We start from the raw sequence: 17,195 nt of genomic DNA, 5'->3' as shown, positions 1-17,195 counted from the left end.
AAGCGCTCGGGGAGGCGAAAACGCTACCCGGTCGATGTTGCGCAAGGATATTCCCATGGAACAGACAATGGCGATGCGTGCCCCGCACCAGGGCGGGGACAAGCCGCGCTGGCCACTCACCGCGGCGCAGGCGGGCATCTGGTTTGCCCAGCAAAAGTACCCGGAGAGTCCGGCTTGCAACACGGGAGAGTACTGGCTGCTGGAGGGGACGCTCGCCCCTCACCACTTCATCCGGGCGGTGCGTCAGACGCTCGATGAGATCCCCGGTTTGCACTGCGCCTTTGTGGCAACGGGGGAGGGCCCCTTCATGGAGGCCAACCCCGCCTGTTGGCAGATGGCAGAGCGGGATCTGCGCCGTGAGGCCGAGCCGCTCGCAGCCGCGCTGGCAGAGATGGAAACCCTGTTGGCGACCCCCTTCAATCTGGCCGAGGGCCCGCTCTTTGCCACCTCCCTCTACCGCCTTGCCGACCGGCAGTGGGCCTGGCTTATCGCGGTGCACCATATCGCCATCGACGGTTTTGGCCTGCGCCTGATCTGCCAACGCGTGGCGCTCTGGTACGAAGAGCTCTGCCGCGGGGGTCTGCCAGCCCCATGCCGTTATGCCACCCAGACCGAGCTGCTGGCTGAAGAGGCTGATTATCAGGCATCCCCCCGTGCCGCGCGGGATCTCGACTTCTTCGTGCAGCAGTTGGCTGGCGTGGAGAGCCCGGCGTCGCTCTCCCGTCGTCCGGTGCAGGGGCCGGGATACATCCATCGCCTCGAGCAGCGTTTGGCTGGCCGACTGTGGCAGGCGCTGGTGGCGCGAGCTGGCTGCTCTTCCTACCATCCATACAGCCTCTTGCTGGCGGCGGTAGCCAGCTATGTACACCGGATGAGCGGTGCTGGCGAGGTAGTGTTGGGGATCCCCCTGATGGGGCGGCTGGGCTCACAGGCTGCCGATACTCCCTGTATGAAGGTCAATGTGCTGCCCCTTCACATCGAGATGACAGGGGCAAGCCGGGTTGGCGAGCTGCTGGCGCAGGTAGAGCGGCAATTTGCCGCCCTGCGTCGCCATCAGGGTTGTCGTCAGGAGCATTTGCAGCAGCGTCAGCCCGGGCTGCCGCTCTTTGGCCCTCAGGTCAACCTGATGCCCTTTACCCGCACCCTGACTTTTGGCGAGGTACGCGGGGAGGTACGGGTACTGGCGGCGGGGCCGGTGGAAGAGTGCGCCTTTTACTTTGCCGAGGAAGCAGGCGACGTCACCCTGACCCTTGAGACCCATCAGGGGCGCTTCAGCCGTCAGGAGAGTGAGCGCCATCTGGCCCGTCTGGTGGCCTATCTGGCGGCCTGGAGTGATGCCGGTGATGACATTGAGGCCGTGCGTCTGCCGCTGCTGCTGGCTTGTGAGCAGGCAGAATTGGCACGCTGGAACGAGACCAGCCATCCGTTACCATCCACCACGCTGAGCACCCTGCTAGGCGAGGGGTTGGCCGCGGCCAACCCCACCGCCATCGCCCTTGAATGTAGTGAGGAGCGCTGGTCAGTGGCCGAGCTGCGCCAGCGCACTCGCCAGCTGGCCAGCTATTTGGTGGGGAGGGGGATAGGTCCCGGTTGCCGGGTGGCGGTGGTGATCCCCCGCTCGCCCGAGCTCATCTTGGCCCAGCAGGCCATCATGGCGGTGGGGGCCGTCTATGTGCCGGTCGATCCAGACTATCCGGCAGAGCGGATCGGCTACATTCTGGCCAGTAGCGAACCTGCGCTGTTATTGACTTGCCGAGCCCTAGCCATGTCGGTGGCGCCCGATATACCTGCCGTCTGCCTTGATGCACCGGAGGTGGCGAAGACGCTGGCGGCGGTGGCTCCTTGCACCTTGTCGGCCCCCAAACCGGAAGATGCCGCCTACATCATCTACACCTCGGGTTCGACCGGCCGCCCCAAGGGGGTGGTGGTGAGCCATGCTGCCATCGTCAACCGACTGCTCTGGATGCAACATATGTATCCCATCGGTCCAGCGGATCGAGTGCTGCAAAAGACGCCGGCCGGTTTTGATGTCTCCATCTGGGAGTTCTTCTGGCCTGTTATGACGGGGGCGCGGTTGGTGCTCGCCAAACCGGGCGGCCACAAGGATCCCGCTTATCTTGCCGCGCTTATCGAACAGGCGGGGATCACCACCTTGCACTTCGTTCCCTCCATGTTGCAGATCTTCGTCGGTCAGGCCGAGCCTAAGCGTTGCCGCACCTTGCGCCAGGTTTTCTGCTCCGGCGAGGCGTTGCCGGCCGATCTGGTGCAGCGCTGGTATGGCGCTTTTGCCGCGCCCCTGCACAACCTCTATGGCCCGACCGAGGCGGCGGTGGATGTCACCTGGTACCCTTGCCGTGCGGATGAGGAGGTGACCAGCGTGCCCATCGGCTATCCGGTCTGGAATACCTGTATCCATATTCTCGATCCCTGGCTGCAGCCAGTGCCACCCGGTGTAGCGGGAGAGCTCTGGATAGGGGGCGTACAGGTGGCAGAAGGCTATTTCGGACAGCCTGAGCTTACCGCCGAGCGCTTTATTGCCAACCCCTTCGGGGCGGGGCGTCTCTATCGAAGCGGCGATCTGGCCGCCTGGCGCGAGGATGGCGCCATCGAGTATCTGGGGCGCCTCGATTTTCAGGTGAAGATCCGCGGTCAGCGCATCGAGCTGGAGGAGATTGAGCTGGTGTTGCTGCAACATCCCAGCGTGGCGCAGGCAGTGGTGCTGGCCCCCGAGTTTGCCCAAGGCGATCGCCGCCTGGTGGCCTATGTGGTGGCCGCCGATGAGGGGGAGTTGACGCTGGCAGAGCTGACGCCTGCGCTCAGTGCCGCGCTACCCGACTACATGGTGCCGGGGCTGCTGGTGACGCTGGCCGAGCTGCCGCTCACTCCCAACGGCAAGCTGGATCGCAAGGCATTGCCGCTGCCAGATCTTGCTACCGCAGTTGGCCAGCAGTTGCCGCGAACCCTGCTGGAGGAGCGGCTCTGCCGTCTCTTTGCCGAGGTGCTGGGGCTGGTGCGGGTCGGCGCCGGGGATAACTTCTTTGCACTCGGCGGCCACTCTCTGCTGGCAGCGCAACTGGTGGTACGCATTGAAGAGGCGCTCGGCCAGACGCTTTCCCTGGCCAGCCTGTTCGAAACACCTAGCCCTGCTCAGTTGGCACGGCATTTTGGCGGCGAGCGAGAAGGGATGCCAATGCTGTTGCCACTCAGGGGGCGCAGGGAGGAGGCGGGGCTATCCGGTCCAACCCTTTTCTGTGTCCATCCCGCCGGTGGCCTTGGCTGGTGTTATGCCTCGCTGGTGGCCCATCTGCCTACCAGCATGGCGGTCTATGCCCTGCAGGCCCGGGCCCTCTGCCAGCCGGATGCCCCTTTGCCCGCCACATTCGATGAGCTGGCGCTTGACTATGTGACCGAGCTGCGCCGCCATCAGAGCGAGGGGCCTTACTGGCTGCTTGGCTGGTCGATAGGTGGCATGCTGGTTCACAGGATGGCGGCCATGCTGCAAGAGCAGGGGCAGGAGGTGGCCATGGTGTTGCTGCTCGATGCCTATCCCTGTCACCAGTGGCACACCCAGCCGCTGCCCGACGAGCAGCACATGCTCGATGCTCTGTTGCGGATGGGAGGCATTGCCATGTCGGACGCGGCGCTGGGTTCCCTCACTCGTGAAGAGGTGGTTGCCCGGTTGGGGGAGGAAGGAAGTGCGCTGGCCATGCTCGATGAGCAAGTGGTGAGCACCATGATCGGGCTGATTGACCACAATAACCGGCTGATCCGCCAACCTGTCGACTACAGCTATCACGGAGAGGTGATCTTTATCGAGGCGTTGGGCTCCCGTCAGCCCTGGCTGGATGGCCGTGGCTGGGAGACCCTGACGCGAGGGACGATCCACTATCAGCACTTCCCGTGTCTGCATCAGGAGATGGTGCATCCTGACTGGCTGGCGAAGATAGGTGAGCTTGTCTGCAAGCGCCTTCAGGCAGCAGAGCGGGAGGTGCAGTCGTGACCCCGGTCGCTGCCATCAGGGAAGCGCTGCTGGTAGGCAAGCTGGTGGGGCTTGGGGAGCCGCACTGGCACCCCGCATTTATCAGGCGCCAGCACGCCTGGCTTTGCGATCCGATGCTCTGGGGGGTGATGACGGATCTGGTGCTTGAGTGCGGCAACCGCCGCCATCAGGGTTTGCTCGACACCTGGCTGGCGGGAGCAGATTGCTGGCAGGGAGAGCCGCTCACGCTGGAGAGCCTCTATCCGGTCTGGCTGGACTCCAGCGCTTTCACCGCCTGGATGCCCCCCGAGTTTCCAGCCCTCTTCGCTGCCTTGCGCCAGAGCAATCTGGCGCGTCCTGCGCAACTGCGGTTGCGGGTTCATCTGTGCGAGCCGCCATTCGAATGGCAGGAGCTGACTCCCGAGGCGTGGCGATATCACAACAGGGGGCGGGATCAGGCGATGGCCGACTGTATCGCCGGGTTGCCCGAGCGCGGTGTGGTGGTGCTGGCGGGAGCGCGCCATCTGCTCAAAGCGGCGGGCGATCCCCATTTCTCGCTGCCAAGCCTTGGTCAGTTGCTGGAGATGGTCAATCCGGGGCGATTGCATGTGCTTTATCCCTGGCTCACTTCAGCTCCGATGGGGGAGGGAGTCAGCGGGGTGGACGGGCTTACTACGGCCGAGATCTTTCCTCACTGGCCGGTCCAGCTCCCCCTCGATTCACTTATCGATCAACGGGTCTGGGTCGCAGGCGCCGAACGGCAGATACAGACTTGTCCGATCCTGCAGACAGAACCCTGGCGAAGCAGGTTGCGTGCCCGGGTTCCCTTGTTGCCTCCGAGAATGGCTAGCCAGCTGACACGCTGGCTGGATTGATACCAAGGAGTTTGACTCCCTTTTGGGTGTATTGGCGTTCTGTATCAGCCCCAGAAAACCTGCACCATTTACGGCATCACGCCACCTCTTTCGACGAAAATTCAATTTATTTACTATTTCAAAGAAGTTTCTACTGGTCTTACCTGGCTGATTCCCTTTGCTTTTTCATTAACATGATATTTACATTTGAAATGTCACCACTCCCGGTGGCGTTCTCAACGGCAAGGAGCCAGTTATGACCCATGTCGACATCCCTTTCCTTCGTTACCTCGATGCGGAAGGGGGCCAGGTTGCTAACCTGCCGACCTGGCTGGACAAGGCGATACTGCACACCTTCTACCGCAACATGGTGATGGTGCGCAGCTATGACAAGAAAGCGATCGCGCTGCAGCGAACCGGCAAGCTCGGTACATTCCCCTCCCATCTCGGGGCGGAGGCGGTCGGCGTCGGCATTGGTCTTGCCATGCAGCCGCAGGATGTCTATGTGCCCTACTACCGGGATATGCCCACCCTCTACGTGCGGGGCGTGCCCATGGAGAAGAACCTGCAGTATTGGGGAGGGGACGAGCGGGGCAGCTATTTTCTCAAGGCTGACGGCACTCCCTCGGAGGATCTGCCCATCTGCGTACCTATCGCCACCCAGATCACCCATGCCTGCGGCATTGCCGCCGCGTTCAAGCTGCGCAACCAGCCCAGGGTTGCCGTGGTCACCATCGGCGATGGCGGCACCTCCAAGGGGGACTTTCTGGAGGGGCTCAACTGCGCCGGCGTCTGGCATCTGCCCATGGTCATCATCATCAACAACAATCAGTGGGCCATCTCGGTGCCCCGCAAGTTGCAGTCGAGCGCCCCGACCCTGGCCCAGAAAGGGATCGGGGCCGGAGTGCGCAGCCTGCAGGTCGATGGCAACGATGTGGTCGCTGTCTACGATGCCGCTCGCAGTGCCATCGAGCGGGCTCGCACCGGCAAGGGGCCGACCCTGATCGAGGCGGTGAGTTATCGCCTCGGGGATCACACCACCGCCGATGATGCCACCCGCTATCGTGACGGGGCTGAAGTTGAGGCCGCCTGGGGCCGCGAACCGGTCAAACGGCTGCGCCAGTTCATGCACAGCCAAGGGTGGTGGGATGAACAGCAGGAGCAGGCATTGCTGGCCGAGGTGAGCCAGGAGGTGGAGCTGGCGGTGGCACGCTACGAGGCGATGCAACCCCAACCACCGGAGGCGCTGCTCGATTATCACTACGCCGAACTGCCCGCCGAGCTGCTGCCCCAGCGCGAGCGGATCATTGCCAAGGGGATGAAGCGGGAGGCTGGCCATGAGTGAGATGAGTCTGCTGGAAGCGGTCAATATGGCCCTTCACTACGAGATGGAACATGACCCCGACGTGGTGGTGCTGGGGGAGGATGTGGGGGTCAATGGCGGGGTATTTCGCGCCACCGTGGGCCTTCGCGACAAGTTCGGTTTCAAGCGGGTGATAGATACGCCGCTGGCCGAGGGGCTGATTGCCGGGGTGGCGGTCGGCATGGCGACCCAGGGGCTCAAGCCGGTGGCCGAGTTCCAGTTTCAGGGGTTTATCTTCCCCGGCATGGAGCAGATCATCTGCCAGGCGGCCCGGATGCGCAACCGTACGCGCGGCCGCCTCTCCTGTCCCATCGTTTATCGTTCCCCCTATGGAGCCGGCATCCACTCGCCCGAGCACCACAGCGAGAGCGTCGAGGCGCTGTTTGCCCATATTCCGGGGCTGCGGGTGGTTATCCCCTCCAGCCCGCGGCGCGCCTATGGTTTGCTGCTATCGGCCATCCGCGATCCGGATCCCGTGATGTTCTTCGAACCCGATCGCATCTATCGCTCCATGAAATCCGACGTGGTGGATGATGGCATCGGTCTGCCGCTGGACGTCTGTTTTACCCTGAGGCCCGGGCGAGATATCACGATCGTTGCCTGGGGTGCCTGCATTCAGGAGGTGATGCGGGCGGCGAACCTGCTGGCCGAGCAGGATATCCAGTGCGAGGTACTGGATTTGGCCACCATCAAGCCGCTGGACATGGAGACTATCCTGGCTTCGGTGCGCAAGACCGGCCGCCTGCTGGTGGTGCACGAGGCGTGTGGCAGTTTTGGCGTGGGCGCCGAGATCGTGGCGCGAGCGACCGAGCAGGCATTGACCTCCCTCAAGGCACCGCCAAAGCGCCTGACCGGGGTGGATGCGGCCGTACCCTACTATCGCAACGAAGAGTATTACCTCATCACCGAGCAGGATATCGCGGATGCGGCTCACCAGCTGATGGAGAACTGGTCATGAAATTTTTCAAATTACCGGATCTGGGCGAAGGACTGGCCGAGGCCGAGATTGTTGAGTGGAAGGTGAAGGTCGGCGATACCGTGGCGGTCGATCAGGTGTTGCTCTCGGTCGAAACGGCCAAGGCGCTGGTGGACGTGCCCTCGCCAGTGGCGGGGGTGATCGCCCGCCTGTGTGGTGAGGAGGGGGATATCCTCCATATCGGTGCCCCGCTGGTGGAATTTGAAGGGGGCGAGGATGACGGCACAGTGGTGGGCAAGGTGAGCGCCCATCTGCATCATATCGAGGATCACTTCGTGGTGGGGGCCATTGCGCCCGGCGGCACTCTGGTGCGGGCCATGCCTGCGGTGCGCCTGCTGGCCCAGAAATTGGGGCTGGATATCGAGCGACTCAAGGGGAGCGGCAATGCCGGCATGGTGACCGAGCAGGATGTGCAGGCGGCCTTCGAAGCGATGCAGGGCAGTGGCAACGAATTTCTCAAGGGATCGCGCCGGGCCATGGCCAAGGCGATGGAGATCTCCCATCAGACGGTGGTGCCGGTCAGCATCACCGACGAGGTGGATTTGCGTCACTGGCGAGCCGATGAAGACGTGACGGTACGTCTCATCAAGGCCATCGGCGTGGCCTGTCGTGCAGAGCCCTCCATGAACGCCTGGTTCGATGGCGAGACCCTGTCAAGGCGGCTGTTCAACGAGGTCAATGTGGCCATTGCGGTGGATTCCAGACATGGGCTCTATGTGCCCGTGATGGAGAACGTCGCCGAGAGGGAAGGGGCCGACATCCGCCAAGGGCTGGATCGGATGATAGCCGACGTGAAGGCCCGTGCTGTGCCGCGCGAGATGCTGCAGGGGGCGACCATCACGCTGACCAACTTTGGCGCCATCGCGGGCCGCTACGCCAGCCCCATAGTGACGCCGCCCCAGGTGGCCATCATAGGGGCCGGGAAATTGTTCGAAAAAGTGGTCTTCATTCACGGGGAGGCCAGACCGGTTCGGGCACTGCCTTTGTCGATGACGTTTGACCACAGAGCCTGCACCGGTGGTGAGGCGGCACGCTTCCTAAAAACCCTGGTACAAGCACTGGAAGCGCCGAGTCTGTAAACGATTGTGCCCTGCTCCCGCAGGGCACAAATTTGTTTGCGTAATCTACAAAGCCACGTATAATCCTATTCAGCTTGAAAGGGCGATAGTTATGTCAATGAATTTGATGTTTTACATCTTTTCCTGTTGTTCATAAGTTAATCCCGTTTTTTGAGCTTTACCCGCTGAAAAGCATAAGTAATTATTTTGAATACAGGTTTAAAGATATGTCTAACATGATCACCGGTACCGTTAAGTTTTTCAACGAAACCAAAGGTTTTGGCTTCATCCAGCAAGAAAACGGCCCGGACGTTTTCGTTCACTTCAGCGCCATTCAAGGTAACGGTTTCCGTACCCTGGCTGAAGGTCAGCGCGTACAGTTCTCTGTGACCCAAGGTCAGAAAGGCCCGCAGGCTGAGAACGTAACTGCTCTGTAATCTTACAGAATTTAAGAAAGCCGTGGTGCCTCAGGTACCACGGCTTTTTGTTTATCTGGAGCCCGTCAGGGCTCAGGACGCGGGTTGAATCATGCTGCTGCCACTGCTGATCCTTGCTACCTCAATGTCGACACCGGAAGTGCCGGTGCAAGCTGCCATGCAGGCACACAGCGTCTGCCGGCAATTTGTGGCGGTGCGTCTGGGCAGTGATCGCCAGCCTGACGAGATACAGGCCCGGCCTCTGCCTGGCAAGGAAGGGGAGTGGCTGGTGGACGGCACAGTAAAAGGACCCGAAGGTCCTTTGCTGTTTGCCTGTCACCTGCATCAGGGACGGCATTGGAAATTGCTGAATTTTTCGCTCTGGGCACCGCAACCCGTCAAACAGGCTTGAGTGCGACTAGCAGGTGCTGCAGATGCTCCACCATGGTCATGCCAAACGGGGTGAGATAGCCGCCATCTTCCGCGCTGATGAGTCCCTGCTGATGCAGGCGAGCCGCCGCCTGGCACAGCTCCTCGGACATATCGCTGCGCAACTTGATCCCCAGGCTCATGTTGGCTGGATCAAAGCAAGCCAGTATCTTCAACTGGTTTATCACGTCATCCGAAATCTGATCGATACCAATCATGGATCCACTCCTTACGCTAAAGATGTAAGCAAACTAGCATCCCTGTCGCCACTTTAGTGGGCGCTGGCTCAAATTATTGCGCTTTGCAGGGGGCGTATGGGGTGAATGCTGTTTTTTTGGTCGTTATCAAGTACTTGGCGCTCGGTTTATCGAAAGGTTTGGGCCGTACAAACATGATAGGATAGGTCACTCCTTTTATATCGGACGGTCCGTCGGCGACTGTTCGCTCGGTTCAAGGTATCGTCCATGGTCAAGGTCAAGATCACTCTGGTATCCCTGCTGCATTCACTATCTGCCCGTTTTCCCGTCTATCAGACGTCATTGCTGACATCCCTGCTGGACTCCTGCCAGGGGGAGGTATGGCTGCCCGCTCGCAAGGGGAACGATGTCGCCCAGCTGCGCAAACACGCCAAAGGGGCGTCAGCTGGTGAGCTGGTCTCCCTCGATGCGGGCTGGTGCGACTTTGCCACCGGCGCTAGTGGGGTGACGGCAGAGCTCGATGCCCTGGCCAACTATGATGCCGAGATGATGGACAACCTCCTGATGTATTGGCACAGCGCCGCCAAGATCAACAGTCCCATCACCGACAACCTGTTCGAACTGCGCCGCGAGGTGGTGGATGAAGCCCATGGCACCAAGCTGGCGCAGGCCTGGCAACAGCAGCAGCAACAGCGTTTCGAGCAGCTGATGGCCGCGGCGGCCAGTGGCCGTGATCAACTCTGCTTTGTGGAGGTCGAATCCGCCTACTGGCTGCGCCAGAAGCTGAGCGAAGTGGCTGAGATCGAACTGGTTACCCCCGAACTTTGACGAAATATCCTGGTAGGAGCCGCTATGTGGCGTGCTTCTGCCCTATTCTTGTGGGCGTCCCAACCCCTCATTCGGTGCCAGGGGCGGCGAGCTGGACAAGCTGACCACAAGATGTGAACATGGCGCCCTTTTATCGAGAGAGAGACTTGGCCGATGAGCTATGAACTGAGCGACACCGAACGCAATGCCGCGCTGCAACTGAATGCCGACTACCGATACGATCACTTCATCAGCAAGCTGGTCGAGCATGAAGAGCTCTACGTGCTGACCGATGAGCACGGCGTCATGATGCTGACCACCGACGATGAAGACTGCATCCCGGTATGGCCGCATCCCGAGTATGCCAAGGCGTGGGCCGAAGGCGAGTGGGCCGACTGCAAGCCACAGTCCATCACCCTGAAGGTGTGGCTGGAGCGCTGGATCGACGGCATGGAGCAGGACGAGCTGTGTGTCGCCGTGTTCCCGACTCCGGATCAGGAAGGTATCGTGCTGGAGCCGGCCGACGTGGCCGACGCCATCGCCCAGAAGCAGGCCAAGCGCGGCTAAGCGACGGCGACCTGTCCCCGCACCCGGTCAGTTGCAATAACAAGACCTCGCCAATGAGCGGGGTCTTTTGTTGGGGTGGAGAGGGGCGGTCAAGGCTGCAGGTAGGTTTTGTCTATTCGCACGACCGGGGGGAAAGTCTGGCCACGCTTGATGGCCGCCTTCGTCTCGGTTTTCAGGGCCTCGTCAATCCACAGCAAACCGCCGTAACTGTAGCCACTGTTGCCCCCGTCCAGGGGCCAGTAGAGCAGTTCGCTCTTGGGCGTGGCGGGCACCTTGGGCAGTTTTATCCAGCGCCAGGCCCCTTCCCGGGTATAGGGCACCTGATAGGCGGGTACGAAGCTGGCCAGCTCATAGAGCCGCTGCTGGATCTGCCGTGACAGCGCCGCCTTTTTGGCGAAGTCGAACTCCTTGTCGTACTGCTCCACCAGGGCCGAGATGGCGTCATCATCGATGTTCATGATGTTGTTGGTCTGGGGCTTGTTGGCGTTGACCTTGTGGAAAAACTCCCAATAGGCAGGATAACGGCCACCGCTCCAGGCCATCCAGGCACTCTGGTGCTTCTTCTCCAGCATGGATTTGAAGCCGGCCGAGGCATCCATCAGGTTGAGCTCGAGATTGAGCCCCGCCTTTTTCGCCTCTTCCCGCAGCAGGGTCAGGCGCTGGGCATGTTCCGCCGTGGTGTAGGTGATGGTCAGGGTCAGCGGTTGTCCCTTGTTATCCTGCAAGATCCCGTTTGGCCCCGCCTTGCTGAAGCCTGCCTTGGCAAAGTACTCTCGGGCGAGTTTGGGGTCGAAGGGGCGCGCCTTGATCTCGGTATTGGTAAAATCCCCCTGGCCCGATCCGTAACTGTTGAGACGCTGATAATCTCCTCGCAGCAGGGTGGTGAGCATCTTGTCGAGGTTGAGGGCGTACTGGATGCCGAGACGCACGTTGAGATCTCGCAGCAAGGGATCCGCCGTGTTGAGGTAGAGCCCCATGGGAGATTGCGGGGTCTGGTTATAGAACCAGGTCCGCTCGATATAGCCCTTCTCGAACTCGGCCGTTTTGGTCTTGTCGTGCCACCAGTTGGGCATGGTCAGGCCAAAGGTGTCGAGATCGCCGCGCAGAAAGTGCTGCCAGGCGATGTTCTGATCCCGCAGTACCTTGATCTCAATCCTGTCCGGGTTGAAGCGGTGCTGAAAGTAGCGCTCCTCATCTCCCCACCAATCCTTGACCCGCTCCAGGGTGATGGACTTGCCTTTTTTCACCTCGCCGATCCGGTAGGCGCCGGTAACCGGCAAGACCTTCCAGTTGTACTCCTTGACCCAGTTGGCGGTGAGCTTGATGGCGTGGCTCGGTACCGGGGTGAAGGGCAGGGAGTCCAGCAAATCTTGGCGGCTCTTCTCGCTGCCGCTGGTGATGGCCAGGGTATGATCATCAAATTTGGTGACGTCGGTTATCTGGGTGCTGTAGTAGTTGTTGTACCAGGGGTCGTTGATCTCCTTGCTGCGCAGCATCTTGAGGGCGAACAGCCAGTCATCGGCGGTGACCGGCTTGCCGTCCGACCAGCGCGCCTTGGGGTTGATGCGAAAATAGAGGGTCTTGTTGTCGGGTCCGAAGGCCCACTCATTGGCCAGCAGCGGCATGGGATTGCCGGTCAGCGGATGGGTACCGAGCAGAGGCAGGTTGGTCTCCCTGACATAGCCGGCAAAGCCGCCATTGGAGTCGGGTCCGTAGACGCGCAGGGTGAGCGGGAAACTGGTCATGAAAGTGTGGAAGGTGCCGCCCCGTTTGGCCACCGGATCCCCATAGACGGGATCCGTGTTGTTGCTCTCCCACGTGAGATCGGTCGGCAGGGCGGCGCTCCAGCCAACCTGGCTCCAGCACAGGGTCAGGGTGATGGTGGTGGCGCGGATCAGATAGGGGAAGGCTCGCCCCCCGGCGGCGATGGTCGATGGCATATCCTTGCTCTCCTGTTGGCTGCATCCTGCAGGTCACTCATGGGTGACACCACTCCCGATGGGGATTGGGCCATCATGGAAATTTTCCCCGAGCAGGTCAATGGTCAGAGGCAAATAACGCGAAGCAATCAAGGGGTTGGCTGTGGCCTCAACCAGCGCAGCCGTCCCCCCAGCAGGTGCACCACGAAGCCGAGCAGCACCAGGGCCGAGCCCAGCCACTGCAAGGGGGTGGGGTGTTCGTCCAGCAACAGGGCCGCCGCCACCATGCCGACGCAGGGCACCAGCAGGGAGAGGGGGGCCACCTGGGCAACCGGGTAGCGTATCAGCAGCCGCCCCCACAGGCCGTAGCCGAGCCAGGTAGCGATCAGCGAGAGGTAAAGCACGCAGAGTACGCCCTGCCAGCTGATGTGTTGCAGGCTGCTCGTGATGCGTTCGGGCCCCTCGAACAACCAGGAGAGGGCGAGAAACGGCACTATGGGCACCAAGCCACCCCAGGCGATGAGGCTCGGCAGGGCGGCTTGATAGCGCAGACCAATCTGGCGATTGATCACGTTGCCAAGGCCCCAGCAGGCCGCGGCACAGAGGGTCAGGGCAAAGCCGAGCAGGGTCAGGTTACCCGCCCCCTGGGTCGCGATAAGGTAGAGCCCAGCACCTGCCAGCGGCAGGGCAACCCAGTGGTGGGGTTGCCAGCGCTCCCCCAGCCAGAACATGGCAAACAACAGGGTGAAGAGCACCTGGGATTGCAGCACCAGGGAGGCCATGCCCGCCGGCATGCCGAACTTCATGGCGCAAAACAGGAAGGCAAACTGGCCCAGACTGATGGTGCCGCCATAGGCCAGCAACCAGCGCCAGGGCAGAGCGGGTCTTGGCACCAGCAAGATGGCGGGGAAGACGACGCCGATAAAGCGCAGTGCCCCCAGCAGCAATGGCGGGATCCCCTCCAGCCCCCACTTGATCACCACGAAGTTGAGTCCCCAGCAGAGGATGACCAGGGCGGCCAGACATTTATCCTTGATGTGCATCTTGGGTCCTTGTGCGAGAGACGCAGCCCACAGGTGGTCTGCCTGCGGGCGGCGCAAGGGGTTGAGCATACTCCGGGCAGGGTGGCGGGCGTCAAGTCATCCGGCTGCGCGGGACGCCGGGGTTGGCCTGATGAGCGGGCTCAGGCTGTGACGCAGTGCAGGGTGAGGCCGCGGGCTGAGAGCGCCGCCCGCATGGGGGCAGGCAGGGCATCGTCGGTGACCAGCACGCCGATCTCACCGGGTTTGCCGAGGGGGCTCGGGTGAATGGCGCCAAACTTGCTGCTGTCGGTGATGACCACATTGGTTACTCCCTTGGCCAGCACGCTGTTGACCACGTCGGCCCGCATTATGTCCCGGCTGGTGAATCCTACCTCGGGGTGAAAGCCATCGACCCCGATAAAGGCTTTGGAGAAGTGCACCTGCTCGATGCAAAGGCGGGTCAAAGGCCCCACCACGCTCTCGCTCTGGTGCTGGAACAGGCCGCCGAGCAGCACTACCTGGGCCTGGGTGTCTTTGAGCAGGTGGGCGATGTAGCTGCTGATGGTGATGATGGTGACCCGCTTGTGCAGGGCCAGGTGGCGGGCCAGCAGGGCGTTGGCGCTGCCCCCCTCGATAAAGACCGTCTCGCCATCTTCCACCAGCTGGGCGGCCCGCTCGGCGAGGCGCTCTTTGAGCAGATAGTTGATGTTCATCCGGGCGTCCGGGTCATCGCTTTCCAGCGCCATGGCCGAGCCATGCACCCGTTTGAGCAGACCCTGTTTTTCCAGAGCGGTGAGATCGTTGCGCACCGTGACTTCCGACACGCCGGTATGTTGCGCCAGCTCGGCGACGCTCATCTTGCGGGCCTGATGGACCAGGGTGAGGATCTGTTGGTGGCGTGGGTTCATGGGGGCTCGCATACAAGAGTCGGTGATGGCAGGAGCGCTTGGCGCCTGCCGCTAACATGGGTCCGGCCTCATCGATGTGCCTTGAAGCAGCGACATATGAGCCAGGCGGGCAATCATAACATCTTGCCCTCTGTCCGTGGAGCCGGGATGGCCCGGACCAGGGGCATGGTAAAGGTGGCGTGCTCCTCTGCGAAAAAAGCGGGAGGGCATGGGCCCCCCGTCCGTTGTCAGAGGCTGTGTTCGGTGCGGGCGATGATGTCGTCCTGGGCATCCGGAGAGAGGGCCGTAAAGAAGGCCGAGTAACCGGCCACCCGCACCACCAGATCCCGGTATTGATCCGGGTTGGCCTTGGCCGCCAGCAGGGTCTCCCGCGAGACGATGTTGTACTGCACGTGCCACCCCTTGTGCACCTCGAAGAAGGTGCGCAGCAGGCTCATCAGCTTGGCCTTGTCCCGTGCGTTCTCAAGGCTCGCCGGGCTCAGCTTCTGGTTGAGCAGCACGCCGCCAAGGATGGCCGGGGTGGGCAGCTTGCCGATGGAGTTGAACACCGCCGTTGGCCCCAGACGATCCGAACCCGACGCGGGGCTTGCCCCCTCCGCCAGCGGGGTGCGGGCATGACGGCCATCCGGGGTGGCCATGGTGGCTGCGCCAAAGGGGACGTTGGCCGAGATGGAAGAGGTGCCGGCATAGTAGGTGCCGCCGATGGGGCCGCGGCCGAAGCGGGTATTGTGCAGCCCTTTGAGTTCGTCGATGTAGCTCTGGTAGGCCTGTACCAGCAGCAGATCCACCTCGTCCAGATCGTTGCCGTATTTGGGGGCCGCGTTGGTGAGGCGCTGGCGCAGCTGCTCGCCGGCGAGCCCCGCAAAGTCCTGTTCCAGCGCATTGGCCAGCTCGCGTTGATCCACCATGCCCTGTTCGAACACCAGTTTCTTCAGCGCCGCCAGGCTGTTGCCCAGATTCGCGATCCCCACTTGCAGGCCGGAGACCCAGTCATAGATGGCGCCTCCCTCCTTGATGGTTTTGCCGCGCTCGATGCAGTCGTCCACCAGGGTGCTGCAGAGGATGTCGTGAGCTTGCGCTTCCAGCACGCTGTCGACCACGCAGTCGATCTCGATGGACTTGCGGGTGAAATAGCGTACCTGCTCGTCCCAGCGGGCCATCACCTCGTCAAAGTTGCTGAATGATCCTTCCCGCAGCGACTGCGACTGGGGCAGGAAGATCTTGCCCGTGGTGGCATCGCGGCCGCCATCCAGCGCCGCCAGCAGGATGCGGGCGAAGTTGATGAAGCTCATGCCGGTGCAGCGATAGCCCCATTTGCCGGGCACTGCGGTCTCGATGCAGCCGATGGCGGCGTAGTTGTGGGCATCCTCCACGCTCACGCCGAGCTTGATGAATTCGGGGATCACCACCTCGTCGTTGTTGAAGGCGGGCATGCCAAAGCCGCAGCGGATCACCTGGATGCAGGCATCGAGGAAATCCTCGCTCATGCCGGCATGGTAGCGCACCGAGAGGTTGGGCTGGGTGGAGCGCAACTGGCCGCAGGACTCCAGAATCGCGTAGGAGAGGCCGTTGACCGCGTCATGGGCCTGGCCATCCCGCCAGATCTGGCCGCCAATCGTCACGTTCTGATAGAGCGGGCTGCCGGCGGAGGCCTTGGAGTGGGTGCCGGAACGGATCTTGTTCACCTCCAGCAGTTTCAGCCAGCAGCCCTGCAGCAGCTCGATGGCGTGCTCGCGCGGCAGGGATTCTGACAGCTCCACTTCGCGGCGATACCAGGGGTAGAGGTACTGGTCCATCCGGCCAAAGGAGACCGAGTGGCCGTTGGACTCGATCTGCAGGATGAGCTGGATGAAGTAGCAGAGCTGCAGCGCCTGCCAGAAGGTCTCCGGAGGCTGGTGGGCGATGTGGGCGCAGTTGAGCGCGATGGTCTCAAGTTCACTGCGGCGATCGGGGCGCGATTCCTGTGCTGCCATGTCGCGGGCCAGCGCGGCGTAGCGTTCGATGTGCTGGCTGACGGCATCGAAGGTGATGGCGACGGCCTGCAAAAACTGCTCGCGCTGCAGATCCGCCCAGTCAGCCAGATCCAGCCGGCCGCGTCGCTCGGCCACCTTGACCTTGAACCCATCAAGCCCCAGGGTGAGCAGCTCCTCGTAGTTGACCGCAAGGTGGGCATCTCCCGAAGTCATGTTGCCCTCGGCCTTGATGATGCCGCTCTCCAGCAGTCCCTTCTGTTCATCGGTAAAGAGGCCGTAGCAGCGATCCTGTACCGTCTGGCCACGCCAGAAAGGGGTGAGGGCGTGGATAGCCTCCTTGTCCTCTTCGCTCACCGCAAAGCCGGCACCGGGCCTGTCTGCCAGCTCGTCGATCTCCTTCTCAATCCAGCTGACCGTGTACTCGGGAAAGAGCGGCGCGGCCCGCACCTGGCTTGCCTGGTTGCCGACTATGAGCTCGTCGTGCCTGATCCAGATGGTGCGCTCCCGGAGGTGGTGGGCCAACGCCAGGGCGCGGCGCACCGGTAGCGGGCGGGCAAGGTAAGCCTGGTAGGCTTGTGTGTAGTGGCGGACCCGCTCGGTGCAGACCGGTGGCTGGACTATGTGGATCAGGCTCTCTTTGTGGGCGCGGATCCGCGGGGTGAGGGTGGTGAGGTCGAGCTGGGTCATGATCTTATCCTCTGGTGGGTCTGTGTCTGCGTCATGGTGG

The 17,195-nt window shown here is 62.0% G+C and carries 14 protein-coding genes; 9 read left to right on the top strand and 5 right to left on the bottom strand.

Annotated features, from left to right (window positions below; all coding sequences use genetic code 11):
• Window positions 1–55: 55 nt before the first annotated feature.
• From ACB028_RS00945 to ACB028_RS00915, 7 genes are all read left to right on the top strand, one after another.
• Window positions 56–4,000, top strand: coding sequence for an amino acid adenylation domain-containing protein (locus tag ACB028_RS00945; protein ID WP_371143261.1), 3,945 nt, complete (start codon window positions 56–58; stop codon window positions 3,998–4,000).
• On the top strand, window positions 3,997–4,854 hold the full coding sequence (locus tag ACB028_RS00940) for a hypothetical protein (RefSeq protein WP_371143260.1): 858 nt from the start codon (window positions 3,997–3,999) through the stop codon (window positions 4,852–4,854). The genes ACB028_RS00945 and ACB028_RS00940 overlap by 4 nt, the downstream gene beginning before the upstream one ends.
• 235 nt (window positions 4,855–5,089) lie before the next feature.
• The gene (gene pdhA, locus ACB028_RS00935; protein ID WP_371143259.1) at window positions 5,090–6,178 is read left to right on the top strand and encodes a pyruvate dehydrogenase (acetyl-transferring) E1 component subunit alpha; all 1,089 of its coding nucleotides are present in this window, start codon (window positions 5,090–5,092) and stop codon (window positions 6,176–6,178) included.
• Window positions 6,171–7,154, top strand: coding sequence for an alpha-ketoacid dehydrogenase subunit beta (locus ACB028_RS00930; RefSeq protein WP_124239729.1), 984 nt, complete (start codon window positions 6,171–6,173; stop codon window positions 7,152–7,154). Before pdhA ends, ACB028_RS00930 begins: the two co-directional genes overlap by 8 nt.
• A complete protein-coding gene (locus ACB028_RS00925) occupies window positions 7,151–8,251 on the top strand; it encodes a dihydrolipoamide acetyltransferase family protein (RefSeq protein ID WP_371143258.1) in 1,101 nt (366 codons plus the stop codon). Before ACB028_RS00930 ends, ACB028_RS00925 begins: the two co-directional genes overlap by 4 nt.
• Before the next feature lie 206 nt (window positions 8,252–8,457).
• Window positions 8,458–8,667: a cold-shock protein gene (locus tag ACB028_RS00920; protein ID WP_005302803.1), complete on the top strand. Its 210-nt coding sequence runs from the start codon at window positions 8,458–8,460 to the stop codon at window positions 8,665–8,667.
• A gap of 91 nt (window positions 8,668–8,758) precedes the next feature.
• Window positions 8,759–9,058, top strand: a complete 300-nt coding sequence (locus ACB028_RS00915; protein ID WP_371143257.1) for a hypothetical protein — start codon at window positions 8,759–8,761, stop codon at window positions 9,056–9,058.
• On the opposite strand, the gene ACB028_RS00910 is transcribed toward ACB028_RS00915, so the two are convergent.
• Window positions 9,045–9,293 (bottom strand): TIGR02647 family protein, encoded by a 249-nt coding sequence (locus tag ACB028_RS00910; RefSeq protein ID WP_026457400.1) that lies wholly within the window; start codon window positions 9,291–9,293, stop codon window positions 9,045–9,047. The two genes, ACB028_RS00915 and ACB028_RS00910, sit on opposite strands and share 14 nt — an antisense overlap.
• Window positions 9,294–9,539: 246 nt before the next feature.
• Between ACB028_RS00910 and ACB028_RS00905 the strand changes: the two genes are divergently transcribed.
• Window positions 9,540–10,100 (top strand): hypothetical protein, encoded by a 561-nt coding sequence (locus ACB028_RS00905; protein ID WP_371143256.1) that lies wholly within the window; start codon window positions 9,540–9,542, stop codon window positions 10,098–10,100.
• Window positions 10,101–10,253: 153 nt separating this feature from the next.
• A complete protein-coding gene (locus ACB028_RS00900; protein WP_026457402.1) occupies window positions 10,254–10,646 on the top strand; it encodes a DUF2750 domain-containing protein in 393 nt (130 codons plus the stop codon).
• 89 nt (window positions 10,647–10,735) lie between these two features.
• Here ACB028_RS00900 and ACB028_RS00895 read toward each other — a convergent pair whose 3' ends face one another.
• From ACB028_RS00895 to ACB028_RS00880, 4 genes are all read right to left on the bottom strand, one after another.
• Complete coding sequence (locus ACB028_RS00895; RefSeq protein ID WP_371143255.1) at window positions 10,736–12,586, bottom strand: extracellular solute-binding protein; 1,851 nt, start codon at window positions 12,584–12,586, stop codon at window positions 10,736–10,738.
• Between the two features lie 128 nt (window positions 12,587–12,714).
• Window positions 12,715–13,608 carry an EamA family transporter gene (locus tag ACB028_RS00890; protein WP_371143254.1) on the bottom strand — a complete coding sequence of 298 codons (894 nt, stop codon included), beginning with the start codon at window positions 13,606–13,608 and terminating at the stop codon, window positions 12,715–12,717.
• Between the two features lie 140 nt (window positions 13,609–13,748).
• Entirely contained in the window at window positions 13,749–14,495 is a 747-nt protein-coding gene (locus ACB028_RS00885; RefSeq protein WP_371143253.1) for a DNA-binding transcriptional regulator YciT, read from the bottom strand.
• Window positions 14,496–14,722: 227 nt separating this feature from the next.
• Window positions 14,723–17,155 carry a formate C-acetyltransferase/glycerol dehydratase family glycyl radical enzyme gene (locus ACB028_RS00880; RefSeq protein WP_371143252.1) on the bottom strand — a complete coding sequence of 811 codons (2,433 nt, stop codon included), beginning with the start codon at window positions 17,153–17,155 and terminating at the stop codon, window positions 14,723–14,725.
• Window positions 17,156–17,195 lie beyond the last annotated feature (40 nt).

It is taken from the genome of Aeromonas sp. S9(2024) (assembly GCF_041403185.1).
Lineage (GTDB): Bacteria > Pseudomonadota > Gammaproteobacteria > Enterobacterales > Aeromonadaceae > Aeromonas > Aeromonas enteropelogenes.
The sequence above is the reverse complement of the archived record's forward strand: the minus strand, read 5'-3'. Positions and strand labels throughout refer to the sequence as shown.